The sequence below is a fragment of the Algoriphagus confluentis genome, from assembly GCF_036245625.1.
Classification (GTDB): Bacteria; Bacteroidota; Bacteroidia; order Cytophagales; family Cyclobacteriaceae; genus Algoriphagus; species Algoriphagus confluentis.
In genome coordinates, this window is the sequence record NZ_BTPD01000007.1 from 151,472 (window position 1) to 170,314 (window position 18,843).

Annotated in this window: 15 protein-coding genes; 5 read left to right on the forward strand and 10 right to left on the reverse strand. The window is 42.2% G+C overall.

Annotated elements, in window-relative coordinates; all coding sequences use genetic code 11:
- Positions 1 to 24: 24 nt before the first annotated feature.
- The 8 genes from AAA943_RS11990 to AAA943_RS12025 all read right to left on the reverse strand — a co-directional run bounded on the left by AAA943_RS11990 (position 25) and on the right by AAA943_RS12025 (position 11,191).
- Positions 25 to 1,440, reverse strand: a complete 1,416-nt coding sequence (locus AAA943_RS11990) for a sulfatase family protein (protein ID WP_338224497.1) — start codon at positions 1,438 to 1,440, stop codon at positions 25 to 27.
- Entirely contained in the window at positions 1,437 to 2,756 is a 1,320-nt protein-coding gene (locus AAA943_RS11995; protein ID WP_338224498.1) for a vanadium-dependent haloperoxidase, read from the reverse strand. The genes AAA943_RS11990 and AAA943_RS11995 overlap by 4 nt, the downstream gene beginning before the upstream one ends.
- Positions 2,753 to 6,031: a VCBS repeat-containing protein gene (locus AAA943_RS12000; protein ID WP_338224499.1), complete on the reverse strand. Its 3,279-nt coding sequence runs from the start codon at positions 6,029 to 6,031 to the stop codon at positions 2,753 to 2,755. The genes AAA943_RS11995 and AAA943_RS12000 overlap by 4 nt, the downstream gene beginning before the upstream one ends.
- A 30-nt stretch (positions 6,032 to 6,061) precedes the next feature.
- Positions 6,062 to 7,300, reverse strand: coding sequence for an ROK family transcriptional regulator (locus AAA943_RS12005; protein WP_338224500.1), 1,239 nt, complete (start codon positions 7,298 to 7,300; stop codon positions 6,062 to 6,064).
- 449 nt (positions 7,301 to 7,749) lie between these two features.
- Positions 7,750 to 7,911 carry a Lacal_2735 family protein gene (locus AAA943_RS12010; RefSeq protein ID WP_338224502.1) on the reverse strand — a complete coding sequence of 54 codons (162 nt, stop codon included), beginning with the start codon at positions 7,909 to 7,911 and terminating at the stop codon, positions 7,750 to 7,752.
- A 36-nt stretch (positions 7,912 to 7,947) separates the two neighbouring features.
- Complete coding sequence (locus AAA943_RS12015) at positions 7,948 to 9,516, reverse strand: toxin-antitoxin system YwqK family antitoxin (RefSeq protein WP_338224503.1); 1,569 nt, start codon at positions 9,514 to 9,516, stop codon at positions 7,948 to 7,950.
- A gap of 98 nt (positions 9,517 to 9,614) precedes the next feature.
- Positions 9,615 to 10,199 carry a hypothetical protein gene (locus AAA943_RS12020; protein WP_338224504.1) on the reverse strand — a complete coding sequence of 195 codons (585 nt, stop codon included), beginning with the start codon at positions 10,197 to 10,199 and terminating at the stop codon, positions 9,615 to 9,617.
- Complete coding sequence (locus AAA943_RS12025) at positions 10,193 to 11,191, reverse strand: 3-oxoacyl-ACP synthase III family protein (RefSeq protein WP_338224505.1); 999 nt, start codon at positions 11,189 to 11,191, stop codon at positions 10,193 to 10,195. The genes AAA943_RS12020 and AAA943_RS12025 overlap by 7 nt, the downstream gene beginning before the upstream one ends.
- 426 nt (positions 11,192 to 11,617) lie before the next feature.
- On the opposite strand from AAA943_RS12025, the gene AAA943_RS12030 reads away from it, so the two are divergent.
- The 3 genes from AAA943_RS12030 (at position 11,618) to AAA943_RS12040 (ending at position 15,337) form a co-directional block, all read left to right on the forward strand.
- Entirely contained in the window at positions 11,618 to 13,099 is a 1,482-nt protein-coding gene (locus AAA943_RS12030) for a hypothetical protein (RefSeq protein WP_338224506.1), read from the forward strand.
- A 76-nt stretch (positions 13,100 to 13,175) separates the two neighbouring features.
- Positions 13,176 to 14,612, forward strand: a complete 1,437-nt coding sequence (locus AAA943_RS12035; RefSeq protein ID WP_338224507.1) for a hypothetical protein — start codon at positions 13,176 to 13,178, stop codon at positions 14,610 to 14,612.
- A 5-nt stretch (positions 14,613 to 14,617) separates the two neighbouring features.
- Complete coding sequence (locus tag AAA943_RS12040; RefSeq protein ID WP_338224508.1) at positions 14,618 to 15,337, forward strand: hypothetical protein; 720 nt, start codon at positions 14,618 to 14,620, stop codon at positions 15,335 to 15,337.
- Here AAA943_RS12040 and AAA943_RS12045 read toward each other — a convergent pair.
- Together AAA943_RS12045 and AAA943_RS12050 are read right to left on the reverse strand one after the other, a co-directional pair.
- A complete protein-coding gene (locus tag AAA943_RS12045; RefSeq protein WP_338224509.1) occupies positions 15,334 to 16,032 on the reverse strand; it encodes an SOS response-associated peptidase in 699 nt (232 codons plus the stop codon). The genes AAA943_RS12040 and AAA943_RS12045 overlap by 4 nt on opposite strands.
- Positions 16,033 to 16,062: 30 nt before the next feature.
- Positions 16,063 to 17,022, reverse strand: coding sequence for a YheT family hydrolase (locus tag AAA943_RS12050; protein WP_338224510.1), 960 nt, complete (start codon positions 17,020 to 17,022; stop codon positions 16,063 to 16,065).
- A gap of 21 nt (positions 17,023 to 17,043) precedes the next feature.
- Between AAA943_RS12050 and AAA943_RS12055 the strand changes: the two genes are divergently transcribed.
- Positions 17,044 to 17,169 carry a hypothetical protein gene (locus AAA943_RS12055; protein ID WP_338224644.1) on the forward strand — a complete coding sequence of 42 codons (126 nt, stop codon included), beginning with the start codon at positions 17,044 to 17,046 and terminating at the stop codon, positions 17,167 to 17,169.
- Positions 17,135 to 18,766, forward strand: coding sequence for a pyruvate dehydrogenase complex dihydrolipoamide acetyltransferase (locus AAA943_RS12060; RefSeq protein ID WP_338224511.1), 1,632 nt, complete (start codon positions 17,135 to 17,137; stop codon positions 18,764 to 18,766). Before AAA943_RS12055 ends, AAA943_RS12060 begins: the two co-directional genes overlap by 35 nt.
- Positions 18,767 to 18,843 lie beyond the last annotated feature (77 nt).

Consider the following 18,843-nt stretch of genomic DNA (forward strand, 5'->3'; position numbering starts at 1 on the left):
GCTAAGGAGACGAGTTTTCTCTTCTTAGTTTTCTTGGATCCTCCCGGCCTTTCGATTTCCGCTCCCTTCCCTTCCGGTCAGTGCATCTCCCAAGTCTTTTCTGGCTGATTCGGCAAATTCATTCATCATTTGAAGGATTTCCGGGAATCGCTCGGACAAATCAGTTTGTTCTCCAAGGTCGGTGGAAAGGTCAAAAAGCTCGGATTTTTCCAGTTTGATTTGTGTGTATTTCACAGGAAGTCCGTCGTTTCTCATTTCAGTCCCCTGAGGTATGGTGCGGTAGGTATGGGGAAAAACGAGTTTCCATTTCCCGTAAATCAAGGCCTGTAGTTCATTTTTGTTGTAATAAGCAAAATAGGGCTTGTCTTCCATGGGTTTTCCCTGAATCAAAGGCCAAATATTTCTTCCATCAATAGGTAGAGTGGGAAGGGGAGATAGGCTCAGGTTTGCGAGAGTGGGTAATACATCAATCGTCATCGCTGCCTGATTTTGAATAACTCCTGCCGGAATAGTGCCTGGCCAGGTAAAAATGGCAGGAACCCGAATTCCACCTTCCCAAGAAGTGCCTTTTCCCTCTCGGAGTCCAGCCTGAAGTCCAGCATGGCCTCCATAGGAAAGCCAGGGTCCATTATCGGAAGTGAATATGATTAGGGTGTTTTCGCTTAAGTCCAAGGATTCAAGTTTCTTCCGGATCTCTCCAATGGACCAGTCAATCTCCATCATCACGTCCCCGTAGAGACCTTGTTCGGACCTTCCTTTAAACTTGTCCGAGACATACAATGGAACATGGGGCATACTGTGCGCCAGATAGAGAAAAAAGGGCTGATTTTGGTTGTCCTCGATGAACTCCAAAGATTTCTGAGTATACCAAGAAGTTAACTCACGTTGATCTTCCAGATAGGCTAGGACCGTTTCGTTTTCAATCAGTGGCAGGGGTGGGTAATACCCATTTACCTCAGGATGATTGGGCCACATGTCATTGGAGTAAGGGAGGCCAAAGTATCGGTCAAACCCTTGTCGGGTAGGCAAAAACTCCGGATGGTGTCCCAAATGCCATTTTCCGACCATACCTGTCTTGTATCCATTGCTCTTTAGCATTTCGGCAATGGTGGTTTCTTCGGGATTTAGTCCATGCTTGGCAGTATGGTCAATAGCCCCAAACAATTCCAGGCGATTGGCATAGGTACCGGTCAGCAAAGCTGCTCTAGAAGCCGTGCAAACTGCATGGGGAACATAAAACTGCGTAAATCTGGCTCCATCTCTAGCCAATTGATCCAAATGGGGAGTGGCCCATCCTTTAGCTCCATAGATTCCCAAATCTCCATAGGCCAAATCATCAGCAAAAATCAAAATGATATTTGGCCTTTGAATTTCTTGAGAAAAGACCTCAGCTCTGGTCAAAAAAAATAGGCAGAAGAGGGTCGAGATAAGGATTTTCATTTTTCAAGTTGGGTTTGCCGGAGAATAAATCTAGCAATTCGGTCCCCTTGCTCGACTCCATATTCGATAGCATCCCGGTAGTGAATTCCTCCATAAAGCCTGGAGATGGCGGCTTCCTGAGAAGCTTGAAGAAAAGAAGTAAAGGGTCTTTCCGGCAAGCCAAAGTAAACCTCGGAAGTGTCCAAAAAGGAAAAATTATCTCCAAAATAGGCAGTCAGCACCACCGCCGAAGCAGTTGAAATGACGGAATGACCTGAGGTGTATTCAGGAAAAGGCGGAGTCTGTAGCAAAGGTCTCCAGGATTGATCTACTTTTTGATTGATGGCTGTTTCGGGTCGGATTCGATTGGTGTCGTATTTCGCTTTCCAGCAGGACACGAAAGCGTCATGTATAGTCATCCCAACCAAGGCGTGGATGTAGGCTGTCTCAGCAAAGCTTAATTGGGCTTTTTGAGCTGCAATTCCGGTGATTCCTATCCAATGTCCTCCCGGAGATATTTTTTTTACTCCAATAGCCATATGACCGGAAAATTCGACCTTGAATGGATTGCAATCCCAGAAGTTGGCAATGAGTTTTTGCTCTTCGGTGAGATTTTGGGTGACGGTGTATACTTCTTCCAATTGAACCTGGAAGGAACTACCCTTCGTCAGGTCAAATGGAGCCATGGGTTTTGGGTCAAACTCCTCCAGGTTTTTAATGAAAAACGTCTTCATGGTTTTCCATTGCGGTTCTACGGGGGCCATATAGGCTGGAGGGGTGGGATACCAATAGCCCTCGCCCTCTTTTGGGGTATATCTCGGAAGAGCGGTGAGCTGGATGTATCCGTCTTTTAGAGCATATGAGAGTACAAAATCTGCTATTTTTTGGGCAAAGGAAAGATGAATAGCTTGGTCTTTTTTTGTGATTACCTTGTTTTTAAGACTCCACGAGATCCAATCTGCCTGGGCTTTTTTCAGCAGATAGCCGGATGGCATTACTTTTTCTCCTACCAGGAGCATGGCGTAAATAGCAGGAAACTCAAAACTGCCTATACCGGAAGAGGCAGGTTCAAATCCGGCAGTTTGGATAGGGGTAAAGGGGAGGAAATCTGAATTGGAAAACACCTGACCGGAATGCTGGATGGCCAGATAGCTTGCCAAAGTTGAGTAGGCGTAGATTCGTGCTGCGACAGGAGGACTTGCTACATCGGTGACCATTACCTCGGTAATTTTAAAGAGGTGTTCTGCGTAAATCTTTGGCCAGTCCATTCCCTTTTTTTGAGCAGTGGAAGTCAGCCCAAAGGAGAGAAAGATCAGAAAAGCTAGTCCGGTTTTCATTTTAGGATAAAGGTTTTGACAGGCTCTTGATTGATTCCAAAGATGAGATATCGGGAGGCTCCTGATTCTACCTCCAAAACGGACCGAATGTCTCCTCGAATGGCAATTCCAGATTGGGAAGGGGGGACGGGAGAGAAGTCTCCTTTTCCATTTCCCAAAAGCACCAATCCATGTCCTGCATCAATTCTTCCGATTCGGATTCGGCTTTGGTGTTGGTTTCCTCCCAGGATCAAATCCATATGGCCATCCCGATTGATGTCTGTGCCAAGGATGGAGAATACCGGAAATGATTGCGCCAATCTAGGCAGCGCTTTTGGGACAAAGCCTTGTGGGGTGTTTTCTAAAAGAAGACTTTCCAAGGTTTCAATTTGGAGTTTTTGTGCCTGATCCAATTGCTCCTTCGAAAACAAGTCTTTCATCTCTGCCTTGGAGTAGGAGGCGTAATCGGTAAACTTGCTTCTCATGCTTACCATCTGGTCCAGAAGTTCATCCCGGCTTGGGAATGGAAATTTGCCCTCTCCGATCTGACATTCAATGATGGGATCGATACTTCCATTTTGATCAAAATCAGAGGCATACAAGGTCATGGGAGCCTCTGGACTTGCTTTTAGTTGGGTATTGAGTCCAAAATTCCCCAAAATCAAATCTAAATCTCCATCTCCATCCCAATCCACTTGGTGCAAGGAATGCCACCATCCGGATAGGTGAGAGGGGATATATGCTATACTTTGATCCGAAAAAATCCCATTCTCCTGGATCAATACCTTGGGAGACATCCATTCCCCAACCAATATCAAGTCCTCTTTCCCATCCCCGTTCAGATCCTGTGCAGCTACTCCGGTGATCATCCCTAACTTAGAATCAGGAAAATAGTAGGCAGTTTGGTCAGAGAAACCTCCTTTGCCATCGTTCACCAAAAGTTTGGATTCGGGTATCTCTGGAAATCTTCCCGGAACGATTCTTCCCCCTACAAACAGATCCGGATATCCGTCTTGGTTTACATCCAGAGTGGCGGCTGCTCCTGTGCTTATTGCATAGGATGGAAAGTCAGCACTGGGGACCAATACTCCCTGACCATCATTGAGAAAAAGCCGATCTTTGAGTCCCTCATCTTCTTTTAAGAAATCATGGTACCCGCCACTTCCCAAGAACAAGTCTAAATATCCATCTTCATTGAAATCTTCCATCAGAACGACCCCGTCGACAAAGCCGGACGAGGACCGAAAACCCCGATAAGCTTCCCATTTTCCTTGATTGAAAGAAAAGATTTTTCCTGCAGTTCCTTTGTTGCCACCGATGAATATTTCAGGTATGCTGTCTTGGTTTAAGTCGCCCGAAGCTAAAATAGGCCCCAGATGGCTGGGCATGGTGAGGAGCATGGGTTGCCTTTTGAAATCATTGATTGAGGATTGAGAAGGGTTGAAGTCCAAACTTTGGGTAAGCTCATTGGCAAATGGGCTTGCCGGATTTAATCGGGTTTGTGGGTCTGTCTCTTCATAAACGAAGGTATGCAATCGGTTGGCTTGGAGATTGAAATAGCTGCTTTCCGTCTGATTGGGCCAAGAAATGATCAGGCTGTCCAAAGTTTCGAATTCTCCCAAGCCAAAATGAAGAATAGGACTGACTGAGGATTGAAAGCCTCTGACGGGATTTTGTTCCAAAAAGAAGGTATTTCCTGCTGAGAAAGCTAGGACTTGAGCACCAAGGGCAAAGGTGTTTTTTTCAGGTCCTCTGAGTGCTACTTTGACCCAATTTCCAGATTTACTCTTGTTTTCAAAAATGGAAGCCGTCTCATTGATATGGCTAACGACCAAATCCAAATCCCCATCTCCGTCCAGATCGGAATAGGCTGCTCCAGAGGAGAAACCTATTTCTCCCAATCCAGAAGGGAATGAACGATTGGCAAAAGTGATATTCCCTTGGTTTTCGAAGAAATAATTATGCACCGGAGTGGATGTCATGGAAGTGACGAGATGTAGGGTGTCTGCTTTTTCCTTGGCCACCGCCTGCTTGAAGTAATAATCTCCTTTGTATTTCAAGAAGTCCCGGTTGGTATAGTCCCGATAATATCCGTTGGTAACAAACAGGTCTTTATGGGAGTCGTTGTTGGCATCAAAAAAAAGTGCGGCCCAGCTCCAATCGGTATTGGAAATCCCAGCCATCTGGCCTACCTCGGCAAACTTACCTTCTCCCAAATTGAGGTGTAGCATGTTGCGCATCAGTTGATGATGGAACTTCCGGCGGATCATGAGATCATATTGCTCATAATTCTCAGGTCCATAGAGCAATTTTTGCCGCTCATTGTCCTCAGGGAGCATGTCCAAGGTGAAGATTTCCTGTCTTCCATCATTGGTAATATCTGCGATATCGGCTCCCATAGAAAAATGGGAAATATGGGAAAGATAATCGGTCAGGAGGTCTTTGAAGGTTCCATCTCCCTGATTGATATACAGGTAGTCCTGTTCGATGTAATCATTGGTGATGAGCAAATCAGGCCAGCCATCCTTATTGATATCCGAGCTAACCACACCCAAACCAAACCCCAAAGCATATCCTTTGATTCCTGCCTGCTCACTAACCTCCGTAAATTTGCTGCCGTCATTGCGGTAGAGTTTGTCACCAGCTGTAGGATGTCTTCCACTTCTAGCGGCGTCAAACTCCATTTCGTTGATGACTTGGATGTTGTGATTCAGGAGGTAAAGGTCCAGATCTCCATCCAAATCGTAATCAAAAAACAAGGCCTGGGTGCTGTTTGACCCATCTGCTATTCCATATTCTTCTGCCTTATCCACAAATTTGAAATTCCCTTGGTTTATCCAAAGCTCATTTTTCCTTGAAGATTCCGGTCCTTTTCCAGAATAGCATACGTAGATATCCAATAGTCCGTCTCCATTGACATCTGCCATTGTCACTCCTGTTGTCCAGGAGTTTTTTCCATGGGTACCGGATGACTTGGACATATCTTCAAATTTGAGTCCTCCCAAATTTTTGTACAGGCGATTGGGGACCATATTTCCGGTAAAAAACAAATCGTCCAGTCCGTCATTATTTAAATCCCCAATCGCGACGCCTGCTCCATTGTAAAAATATTCGTACCGGAGAATGTTGTTTTCCCGGTCTTCTTTCAGCTGGTTTTTAAAGGTGACTCCCGAATGTTTTGGGTTAACTTTTTCAAATTGAACGGGATATTTTTGAGAGAATACCTCTATTCTTCCCAGGCTTAGAAGAAAGAATAGGGTCCAGGTATTTCTAGTAAAAGAAGACAAGGTACTCATGATACGATTCACTTGTTCAGCGCATTTTTTTTAATTCAATACATCTTCAAACAGCTTCTCATTGACCACTGCTACCCCTCCAAAGAGACCGACATCCTTTCCCAACTTATAAAGTGATAGTTGAGTTTTTTCCCGGGATTTGGCCATGCTGTAGACATTGAGGGCCTGTTGGATCGGAGTGATCAGATATTGGTCTGCTTCTGCGACAGATCCTCCGATGATGATCAGCTCTGGATTGAGCAGTTGGATGAGAATGGAGATCCCACGGCCCAAGTCCAAACCTGCTTCGGAGAGGATGGTGATTGCCCGTTGATCCCCTGCCAGGGCAGCTTCTACCACCAGTCCGGGCTCCATATCCCCGCTGTGATCTCTTACGATCCTGGCAAGAATACTGTCCTTGTCGAGTTTGAGCGCTTCTTCTGCCATTCGGACAATAGCTGTGCCCGAAGCTACGGCTTCAAGGCACCCTCTTTTCCCACAGGTACAAATCACATCTCTCGATTCGAAGATCGGGGAGTGGGAAAATTCTCCTGCAAAGCCTGAGGATCCTTGGTAGATTTTGCCATCAATAATAATCCCCAATCCAATTCCCCATCCTATAAACAGGCCTAGGACATTCTTGTGTGAGTTTTCTGCTCCAAACTTAAACTCAGCCAGGGTCATGGCCCGGGCATCATTTTCCAAAAATACTTTTTTCTGAAATCTGGACTCCAGATTCTCCAATAAAGTCTTTTTTCCAAACCGCAGGTAAGTGTAGTTGATTCCAGCTACTGAATCTACCAATCCCGGCATGGATACGCCGATTGCAATTATTTTTTGAGGTTCAATCCCGGTTTTGGAAAGGTAATGGTCTATTTTATCTCCCAAGTCATCGAAAGTTTCCTTTTCGTTATTGAGGGTGATTTTGAAGGATTCCTTTTCAAAGGCCAATTCGTGTTGACAGGAATACAGAGCCAGGCATACGTTGAATTTGGAAAGATCTACTGACAGGACATAGAAGGCATCGGCTGCCAGCCTGTAGAGATCGGGTTTTCGTCCACCTTGGGATTCAGCTCGGCCTTGTTTGATTACCTCACCGGAATTCATCAAGTCATTGAGCAATGCATTCACGGTAGGTAGTGAAATACCCACTTCATTGCAGATTTCACTGGCAGTATTGGCTCCTTTGGAATAGAGGTTCTTGATGATCTTGATTTTGTTGAGGTAGCTTTTGATTTCTACCACACCTTCCATTTTGGAAATGGTTTCTTTTGGATTGATTAGGTTCATAAGGTCAAAGAATTCACTCAAATAAGCGAAATTTTATATTTCCTGAAAGTACTTTTTTTAAAAAATCAAGGAATATGCTCCTTAAGGTCCCAAAAATTTGAAATTATTGAATCATCTAAGGATTGTTAGTCGAAGAAATGAGCTTTTCCAGATTTTTGGAGGAATAGACGACCAAATGCAAACCGGATTTTTCAGGGATGATTTGATCAGATAAAGGGAGAGAAGAAGGAGACTGGTTTTTTGGATATAAAAAAACCCGGGAGGTGTCATCCATTTTCCCGGGTCTTTTAAAAATTGTCAAAGCGTCCGTAGCTCAATCACCCTTAAATAAACTTTATGTTTATCTCGTCTATCGGACAAGATTGAAAAGTTGAATAAATATAGCGCTAAATTTTTGAAATCCAAATTATTGGCTTCAAAAATATAATTTCAATATTTGAAATACATTTTTACAGTTTTTCAATTTTCTTGGCGATTTCTTCAGCTTCAGCCATCATTTTATCTGCAGCTGTCCTGTTGGAGTGGGAGAGTTTATGAGCTTCGCTCAAGAGCTTTTTGTAAGCCTCCTGTAGTTTTTCTTTTTCGGTTTTCTTTTTGAAGAGTCCAAACATGGTTTTTAATTTTTAACCCCAAGGGTGCGGTTTTGTTCAGTTTCGGATTAGGGGTGAGGTGGCGTTGACTACGATTTCATCGTTTTTGAAATTGATGAGGTCCTCCAGTCTGCCAGCTGTATTATAATATCTCCAAGGACCTTCTTTTTTTCCGTCAACCATACCTCCTTCTGATGCCTTTCTTCCGTTTTCGTGGTAAAAGATCCAGACTCCCTCGGCTTTCCCGGACTTGTAGTTTCCTTCAGATTCTTTTTGTCCTGAGACATAATAAGTGATTCTGCTGCCGGTTCCATTGGATAAAGTTCCCTTTTCCAGTTCCTTTTCTCCATTGTAGGAGTAATAGGGGCCCACATTCATCAGCCTTCCATTTTCCCAAAACTCTTCCTGTGTGAGCTTTTTGTTGTCATAGAATAGTCCCCAAGTGCCGTCTTCAAATCCCAATTTGTAAGATCCTACGGACTTCAGCTGACCACCATCGTAGTAGTAAAACCATTGTCCGTCTTCCATACCAAGGATGTATTCTCCTTCTGCGACGAGGATACCTATTTTGTTGAAATATTTCCACAGGCCGGTTTTCAGGTCATTTTTGTATTCTCCTGCGGAATAAAGTCCTCCGTCCGGAAAATAATTTTTCCAAAGTCCAATTTTCGAACCATTTTCATATTGGCCTTGCACTGATACTTCTCCGGATTCATGGTTTTCAATGTATTTGCCTACCGGGACGCCAAGCTCAAAAGTTTGACGTTTTGCCAAGTTCTTATTTGGAAAATATTCCTCCCAAGTTCCTGTGGCGATGTTGTTCTCGTAGATTTCAATCCGGGCGACCCTTCCATTGGAATAATAATAGGTCCAAGTACCGTTTCTGTTCCCGTTTTCATCAAAAATCTCCAGCGCTTCCAAAGTTTTGGTTCCTGGGAAATACCTTTTCCATTCTCCGACTTTTTTTCCTTTTTTATAAGTACCGACCTCAAGCGGCACATTGGGTAAGGAATAGGTTTTGAATGCCCCATCAAAATCTCCTTTGACATTAAAGGCTTCTGTAATCAGATTTCCATCAGGGTCATATTCCAAGTAGGGCCCTTCCTTTAGGCCTTTGACAAAAAACTCGCTGATGGCCAATTCCCCAAACTCATAAAAAGTGACCCATTGGCCAGATTTCAATCCGTCCTCATATTGTCCTTCTACACGTACTTGCTTTGGACTTACGTAATCGGGAGAGTTGGCTTTGCCCCAGTATTCGGTGTATTTGCCCACGGGAATACTATCCTGAAAGACCATTTCAATCTTTAAGGCTCCCTCCGAGTCAAAATACTTGGCTGGACCAAATGGCTTATTTTCCCTGTATGAAAGCACCTCTTTTTTCTTCCCATCGGGGTAAAAAGAGGTCCAAGTACCATCTCTCAGGCCAGATTTGTAAGTACCTTCGAGAATGAGGGTATTGGTTTTTGGATTGTAAAATTTCCAAAGGCCCGTTTTTATCATCCCGTCCACAACCCCAGTACCCATCAAGGTGGAGTCTCGATTATATTGCCTCACCAGCTGAGGCTCTTGTGCAAATGCGGAAAAATTAACCAGGATTAAAACTACCAAAAGGGTGTGTCTCATGTATCTAGTTTTCTGTAAGGGTAGTTGTACTAGGGAGGAATTCCAATTGCGTCTCCTTCACTTTCAACGGAAGAATTCCTTTCCTGTTTGAAATTAAGTTATTCCTTTTTTCTTTCGAGGGGTAAAAGCAGAATTTCTGCCACTTTTTTTATTTCCTCAGTAAGGAGGTTCAGATTGATTTGAAAATCACTTTGGATAGAGATTGGTTTAAACCAAACCTGAAGACGCGCCTCATTACCAGGGATTTCTGAGAATTTACCGGTATGCTTTTTTTGTAGAATCATTTCAGGATAATCCCAGGGTGACTCTGAAAGTGAAAAAGAAAATCCCCTCTCCAACCACTGCTCCTTCATTCTTTGATGCTTATGTCCAAAGATTAAAAAAAGAAAAAACCCATGACCAAACCAATTCAGGTATCGGATATTGATTCCTGATTCCGGTGAAAAGTCCCTGATCAAATCCAAAACCTGATAAGGAAAGCCTAACAAATCATTCCCTTTGGAGATTTTTTTTCCTTTGGACTGAGGATGGACTGCCTGTAAAAACTCATTTTCAAAATGATTCCCAATCGATTCGAATAAAAACAAAAACTCTGATTTGAGTCTGTTTTGCCTTTTGACAAGATCTTGATTGAGCCACAGGTCAAGATCCAATTGGGGCATTTCGCTTTTTTCATTTACCATCGCAAAAGAGCTGATGCCCAGGCAAAACCAGAGCCAAACGCAGCCAAGCAGACCAAATCATTTTCTTTTAGTCTTCCTTGTTCCCAGGCTTGAGATAAGGCAATTGGAATGGTTCCGGCAGTGGTGTTGCCCAGATACATGATATTGTTGAATACTTTTTCGTCAGGAAGGTCCAGTTTCTTTTGGATGTATTGGCTGATGCGTAGGTTAGCCTGATGTGGCACTAGGAGATCAATGTCTTCTTTGGTGATCTGATTGTGTGAAAGGGCTTCTTCGATTACCTCTGCAAATCGGACTACAGCGTGTTTGAAGACAGCATTTCCGTTCATTTTCAGGAAAAAATCTCCCCGATCAATCATTTCTTGAGATATTCTGACTTTTCCGCTTGAGCTGGGTGCGATACAGTAGAGTTCCTCGGCAAAACTCCCGTCCGAATGAAGATGTGTGCTCATGATTCCGGGTTGATGTTCTTCAACGGCACCCAAAACCACTGCTCCTGCACCGTCTGCGAATATGACGGCACTGGATCTGCCCTCGTCGCTTTTGTCCAAGGCGGAGGATTGGATTTCTGCACCTACGACCAAGACCTTTTTATACATTCCTGTCTTTATGAATTGATCGGCTACAGATAAGGCATAGATGAAACCCGAACAGGCGTTGCGCACATCCAAAGCCCCAATGGTATTCATGCCTAGCTCTCGTTGGAGCAATACCCCATTTCCTGGGAGAAAATAGTCAGAAGTAATGGTCGCAAAAACGAGAAAATCTATGTCTTTTGAGGTTACACCTGCCCGTTCCATAGCCATTTTGGAGGCTTTTGCAGCCATATTTGTCACCGTGTCCACCCCTGGAGTAAACCAGCGCCGTTCTTGAATACCAGTTCTCTCCACAATCCATTCATTGCTGGTATTCATCATCTGAGCGAGTTCCTCATTGGTCACAATTCGCTCAGGTACATAATGTCCTGCTCCGAGGATTCTGGATTTTTTCATGGGGATTTGGGTTTATTGTTCCAATACGATAAAAAGGATTGGCAATATCGGAACTAGATGCCATTCCGGCAAAAATGAAATTATTGAGCGGTTTCTTTCTCGGTAGTTTCATTTGTCGGTTTATCAAATTATCCATTTTGCAAGGTGATAAAAACGACTGTTGAGATCTGACTTTGAAAAAATTAAGTTGGACGATTGGGTTTATTACGATTAATCTAAGGTTATGTGTATGTATGCTGAATATTAAGGGTTTATTAATTTTTTCCATAAAAAAGCTTACAGTCAGGCGTATTATGGAAAATAAATTTTTTTTTTAAAAAAATAGGTGCAATTAATTTGCATAATTTTTTTTGGAATATATATTTGAAAATGTATTTCAAATACATAAAAACGTTTAAAAATTTATTTTAATCAAAATTCTATTTCATGAAAAAATTACTTTCAGGGCTGACACTTTTTGTAGTTGGCTGTCTTCTCCTAGTTTCCTGTAATCAGGAAGATGATTTTGCTCCACAATTAAAAGAGGGGCAGGTTGCGTTGAATCTAGTCAACGTATTATCTAGTAGCTCTCCTATAGGAGCCAGATTGAGCCAGTATACCCCGTACGGATCTACTAATCCCTTCTGTAGCAGCGAACAAGAGGTAACTGTTGAATTTGAAGGTACTGATGATGCCGTAAGAATCACTTTCATCAATAAACTGGTCAATGCGCAAGGAGGACTTATTGGTTACAAGTGGCGGGCGAGAAATGGAACTGCAAATGATTTAACCAATGTTCAAGTCCGAGTAGGTGGGAATACACCCATTTGGACAACTTCAGTATTGGGTGCGGGTAAAGAAGTATTTTTCCTTACTCCCGGACCAGCAGCTGGAGTGTCTATTTTTTGGGATGGTGGATCTAGAGGTACTGCAAGTAGTAATGAAACCACAGTGGTGGCCTGTAATTACAATCCAACTCAGCCAAATTGCGAAAATGAACAGTTTATTTTTGTTTCAGCAACTCGCTCAAACGTTTCATTCTCTTTCCAAGGCTCTTTATTTCAGGACGTAAATGATGCTAATTCATTCTTGGGTTTCAAGTTTAGAATAGAAAATCCTACTTCTTTTGATTGGGAAAATGTCAGAATCACAGGTGGGGGTGGATTTAACTATCCACTTCCAAATGTCCCTGCGGGAACTGATTTGTGGGTTTTAATGAACGAACCTGGTCAATCCGGAAATGGAATGACCTTAAGGTATGACCAAGTAGGTGGGGCGGTAAATCAAAGTAGAGGTACTGCAACACCAAGTATAAATAATCAAAAAAGGGCCGTTTGCTCAGGAGATCCTTGTGAATTCGTTCCATTCACCCACGTAGCACCTGCCATCTTTGATGTTTATTTTGTCCCTACCAATGGTGGACCGACCGTAAAAGTTGAGAACCATAATTATTTAACGCCTCTCGTAGTAAGTATTCCACTTCAAGAATACACCGTCTACGTGACCAATTATGACGATGGAGATGCAAATACTTTGGATGACTACAATAATCTTCCTGACTATTCTTCGGTGCTATATATGGTGGGTTCTGCAGTGATTGATTACGGATCTGTATCCACAGCCAATGTGACCGCTCTAAATCCTTATTCTGCAATTCTTGTTGCTAATAATTACCAGCTAGATGGTATTCCAAACCTCGATGGACAGCCTCTTGTACAATCTGGTGATGCACAGTATTTCTATATCTACAGCAAGGTAGATGGCAATGAGACGGTTGGTATCCTTGATATCCGAGGAGATTCTCAAGATCAAGGGCCTCAGGACTTTGTTGCTAACCAGCAATATAGATTCTTGCTATGCCTGGATTCAGAGCTAATCATTCTGAGAGAGGATGTATTCTCCGTAAGCAATGATGTGATTATCAGGTAATCAGACAAAACTGTTTGTTTAATTGGGTCTCCTGTTCATAACAGGAGATCCTTTATTTATTTTAAATTCGACTCAGGTGAGATCTAAATCCATTGGTTGTTTTCTGATTCTTTTTTCTTTATTCTCTTGCTTTTCAGAGAGTGAGGAAGTTATGTCTGATTTGTCAATGGGTAAAGTTTCTCTTGTCACAATCAATCCTGTTTTAACTTCAAACTCTCCAATTGGAGGTAGAGTAACCACATTTAGCCCATTTATTGACGGACAAATCAACCCACTTTGTACCAGTCTTCCACTTTTTTTTCTCCCGAACATTCCAAGTCCTGTAGTCAGGGTGTTTTCAATTCATGATTTAGCAAATGGGGGAGGTCATCGAATCTTAATTAATAATCCGACGAATGAAGAATTAACACAAATAATCGTTTCTCAGGGTTCAACAATACTTTTCTCCGGTCTGTCAGTTCCTGAAAGGTCCGCCTTGTTTCTAGTTATCCCAACAAAATCCAATACGGTAGTCCAATGGAGAAGGCCAAATGGGAATATTAGCTCTCAGGCTTTTTCCCTGAACAACATCAAACAAAACTGTTCGGAAGAGGAGTTTGATCCTTTTTGTTCACAACTTAATTCTTTTGTGATTCAGACAAAAAGTAACCAAGCCAATCCTTTTGTAGAATCAGTTCATGATATCCCAGGATTGGGCCATAGGATTAGAATAGTGAATCCAACCAGTGTTCCGATTCAAAATTTAACGGTTTCAATAGAGGGTATTTCTGAAACCATTGATGGAATTCAGGTTCCTGCAAAAACGGAGTTTTGGTTTATCATTCCGTATAAAGGAAGTGGCAGCTTGGATGTTGAATTTTTCCAATCCGGAATTGGCGAGGTAGAAATCAGGGGAATCCAACTCAACAATGAGGTTCAAAATTGTATTCCACCTGTAGAATGTGAAATGCCAGGTAATTTTCTACATCAAGTTCCATCCGTTTTCAACGTTTTTTTCATTCCTACAAACGGTGGAAAAACTCTGTTTTTTGAGAATGTAATTCCTGGACAAAGAGAATTTTCGATTCCTTTGGAGGAATACAATGTCATTGTGACGTCCTACTCGGATGGAAATCCAGAAACCTTCGACGATTTTTTCCGACTACCTGATTATAGTCAGGAATTCTACTTAGTGGGTTCATCCGTTATTGATTATTCCAAAACAAAAAGTGGGGTAGTAACCCTACAAAATCCTTACAGCGCCATATTGGTGGTCAAAAATAATAATGTTGCAGGCGTCCCCCAATTAGAAGGTAAGCCACTCTTTTCATCACCTGACTATTTTTACATTTATTCAAAGGTAGTTGGAGAAGAGAGATTGCAAATTATAGACCTATTTAACAGAGATCAAACTCAAGTGGTTGATTTTGTTGAAAATCAGCAATATAGATACATACTTTGCATCGGCTCTCCAAGCGGAAGAGGAATTCTTTACTTTGAAGATGTGTCGCAGATTACATTTTTGCCAGAATAAACCCTATGAAGTACTTTTTCTTAGTCTTACTCAGTTTGGTGTTCTTTTTTTCATGTATTGATACCGAAAAACAAGTTGTCGATGTGGACAAGGTTTCAGAAAATTTTAGCCCAGAGATTGAAGACTTTTTTATATTAAATTTGATTGATTCTGTAGGGTTTGAACCCCATCCCATAATTGACCCTATAAACGTTAGAGTTTTGGGTGATTGTGTCAATTTGCCACAAAAAGAGTATGCTGTTAGGACAAGGTTTTCCGCATTGATTGTATCTGAAAAGAACGACACTTTAAAAGTCCACAATCTTAAATTTGGATTGAATAAACTAATCCTTAAAAATGGAAATTATCAAGTTCTTGTATCAAACGAATTCCTGGAAAAGCCACCTCTATTTTCATCAACTGTTATACCTTTCGGAATTGGAGATATTAAGAAAAATTTAGATACGATTCCAGTCATTATTCGAAATCCATATTCTTTAATTATGATGGAGGAAGGCATTTCTGCTGATTTTTTTAAGGATTTTGAATTGACTTGGATCGTTGAGGGCAAGTTTAAAGGAGTTTTTGTGCATCATCGAAAAAGTAGTTTTGAATCCGATTTTCCTTCATTAGGGAAAATTGAACTCAAAGAAAACTTGAGTTACTTTTTGTTTACCTGCGAAAATTATACGGATTCAGTTTTTTGGGTTTCAAAACCTCTGAACTTGACTAGAATCCTCAATTAACCAAACAGCGTATAATTCCCATGTTGATCCATGGGAGAAGTTCTTCGGATAATTCCAGGAGAATCATTTTGAACTGAATTCACTAATGGGGATACGGTGTAGCTTTGCATCAGGTCGGGTGATGCTGGCTTCAGTAAAGCCAAAAGCTCAGTTTCATTGCTGTATTTATCCAGCCACTTTTTCTCATTCTCTCTAGACAAAATCACAGGCATCCGGTCATGCACTTCTTCTACTACAGAATTTGGTGTGGTAGTCAAAATCAGGAAAGTATGTTGAATTTCTCCATTGAGTCCTTCGTATTCCTCCCAGATTCCTGCAAAGGAAAAAAGAGATTCGTCCCGAAGGGTAAATCGATAGGGGATTTTGGTTTTTTTGCCCAGTTTTTTCCATTCAAAAAATCCGTCGGCGGGAACAAGACATCTTCTACTTTGAAAGGACGACTTAAAAGAAACTTTTTCGTGGACTGTTTCAGCTTTTGCATTAATCAGTTTTTGGGCCACGGGTTTATTTTGGCCAAAGTCAGGCGTGATACCCCAGTAGAAAAATGAAAATCCTTTGGGACTGTCTGAAGTGATAACTGGTACTAGCTGAGTGGGAGCAATATTATACCTAGGCTTGAAGTCGGAGAGCATTTCCGCTTGAAATCTTTCCTCGAGGTCTATTTTGCTTTTGCTAAGTGAATATCTTCCACACATGATCGGGGTGTCTTGGTTATTTTGGGGAAGTTAGAGATCGCTTGCAATAAATTCAACAGCTCTCTGCTCTGAATAGTGGCTTTTTTCCACATGCCTTGGAGTAAAGCCCACATGCCCCCCATGTTTTGGGATTTCAAGATGTACCGTTTCGGATTTTCTACATATTCTGACGGGAAAGCAGGTTTCACTTAAAAAAGGATCATTTTGAGCATTGAGTAGAAGGGTAGGGACTTCGATTTCGGTCAAAAACTGAAGCGATGAATTGACTTCATAATATTCTGCCGCGTCTTGAAACCCATGCAAAGGGCCGGTAAAATAATCGTCAAAATCTCTGATCGTCTTCACTTTGGATAAATTCTGGATTGGCAACTCTCCGGGAAACAACTGGGATTTCCTAAGCACCTTTTCCTTCAGCGTAGATAGAAACCGCTTGGAATAAATGATATTTTCTCCTGAAGAAATTTTATCACAGGATTTAGCAAGATCTACCGGAACAGAAATCGCAACTGCTTTTTTGATTTTTTGACTTCTGGTTCTGTTTTCTCCCAAATATTTTAATGTCAGGTTTCCCCCCAAGCTGAAGCCGATCAAGTTGATTTCCTGATATTTTTTACTTGCGTAATCGATTACTGTATCCAGATCATAGGTGGCGCCACTGTGGTAAAAAATAGGCTTTTGATTCATCTCTGTTCCGCATCCTCTATAATTCCAAGCGAGTACATCAAACCCTTTTTGAGTAAACTCACGGACCATTCCCAACATATAGGGACGAGTACTGTTGCCCTCCAATCCATGGCTGATAATTACCAATCGTTCACTGCTTTGTGAATACCAATCCAGCTCCAAGAAATCACCATCAGAAGTTTTAATTTTTTCATTATGGGGTTTTTGTGGAGATACTTTTCTAAAAAATGCGGGATAAATGGTCTCCAAGTGTCCATTGAAGAGCCACTTAGGGCGCACGAACTGTGAATTGCTGATGACAGGCATTGCTCCTTCTACCCAAAAACCATGCTCAAAATAGAAGATATAAATTTGAATAAAGCGTTTTTAAAAACTATTTTTGGACACTTTATTAACGAACAAGCTCGAAAAATTACCTATGGCCGAAATAATCAGAATGCCAAAAATGAGTGACACCATGGAAGAAGGGGTGATCGCTTCTTGGTTGAAAAAAGTAGGAGATTCTGTAAAACCTGGAGATATCCTTGCTGAGGTCGAGACCGACAAAGCAACCATGGAGCTGGAATCCTATGAAGAAGGTGTACTTTTATATATAGGAGTAAAAGAAAAAGATTCTGTCCCTGTCAACGGGATTATCGCAATTATCGGTGAAAAGGGGGAAGATTATCAACATCTTCTAAACGGATCTTCTGAGGCTCCTGCCAAAAAAGAGGAAAAGGAAGAGCCCAAAGCTGAGGCTCCTAAGAAATCTGAAAAAGCTGCCGAAAAAATTGATACATCCAATATCAATGCTACAGTGATCACCATGCCTAAGATGAGTGATACCATGCAGGAAGGCACGATTGCATCTTGGTTGAAAAAGGTGGGTGATGCGGTCAAGGCCGGTGAAATCATCGCGGAAGTAGAGACCGACAAAGCGACCATGGAACTGGAATCCTATGAAGATGGGGTTCTATTATATATTGGGGTAGAAGCTGGCAATAGCGTCCCAGTAGACGGGGTCATTGCAGTCATCGGAGAAAAAGGTGCAGATTACAAAACGCTGCTCAAGGCTCATGAAGCGAGTGGATCTGCTGAGGAAGCTTCAGAAGAGCCAAAGACTGAGACTAAAGAAGAGCCAAAGAAAGAGGTGAAAGCGGAAGCTCCATCTCAATCACAGCCAGTCCAATCTGCCTCCGGAGAGCGAGTAAAAGCCTCACCGCTGGCTAAAAAAATCGCTGAAGAAAAAGGATTCGATATTCGTCAGGTTCCCGGCTCAGGAGAAGGCGGAAGAATAGTGAAAAAAGATGTAGAAAACTTTGTTCCTACGGCTGCAACTCCTACTGCGATCCAAGCACCTGGAGCATCCTCTGTACCAGCAATCGGCCAAGAAAGCTACAGAGAGGAGAAAGTTTCTCAGATGAGAAAAACCATTGCGAAGCGATTGGCTGAAAGCAAGTTTGGCGCTCCTCACTTCTACCTGACCATGGAAATCAATATGGATAAAGCCATGGAAGCAAGAAAGAGCATGAACGAGATTTCTCCTGTGAAGATTTCCTTTAATGATATGGTCATCAAAGCTGTCGCTGCGGCATTGAGACAGCATCCAAAAGTGAATTCAAGCTGGTTGGGTGATAAAATCCGATACAACGACCATATCCATATCGGTATGGCGGTAGCAGTAGAAGAAGGTCTTCTTGTGCCTGTGATTCGATTTGCTGACAATCTTTCTCTTTCTCAAATCTCCAATCAGGCGAAGACGCTGGGAGCAAAAGCAAAGAACAAGGAATTGCAGCCTAAAGATTGGGAAGGAAACACGTTCACTATTTCCAATTTGGGTATGTTTGGAATCGAAGAATTCACAGCGATCATCAATCCACCGGATGCCTGTATTTTGGCAGTTGGCGGAATCAAAGAAACCGTCATAGTCAAAGACGGTCAGATGAAGATTGGAAATGTGATGAAAGTGACGCTTTCCTGCGATCATAGAGTAGTGGATGGTGCGGTAGGTTCTGCATTCCTGCAGACCCTGAAAAGTTTGCTTGAAGATCCAGTCAGAATATTGATATAGTAAATATAGCTGTCAAAAAGTCCTGGTTTTGCAGGACTTTTTGCATTTAGAACGGTTATTGGTGGGTAGATTCCTGA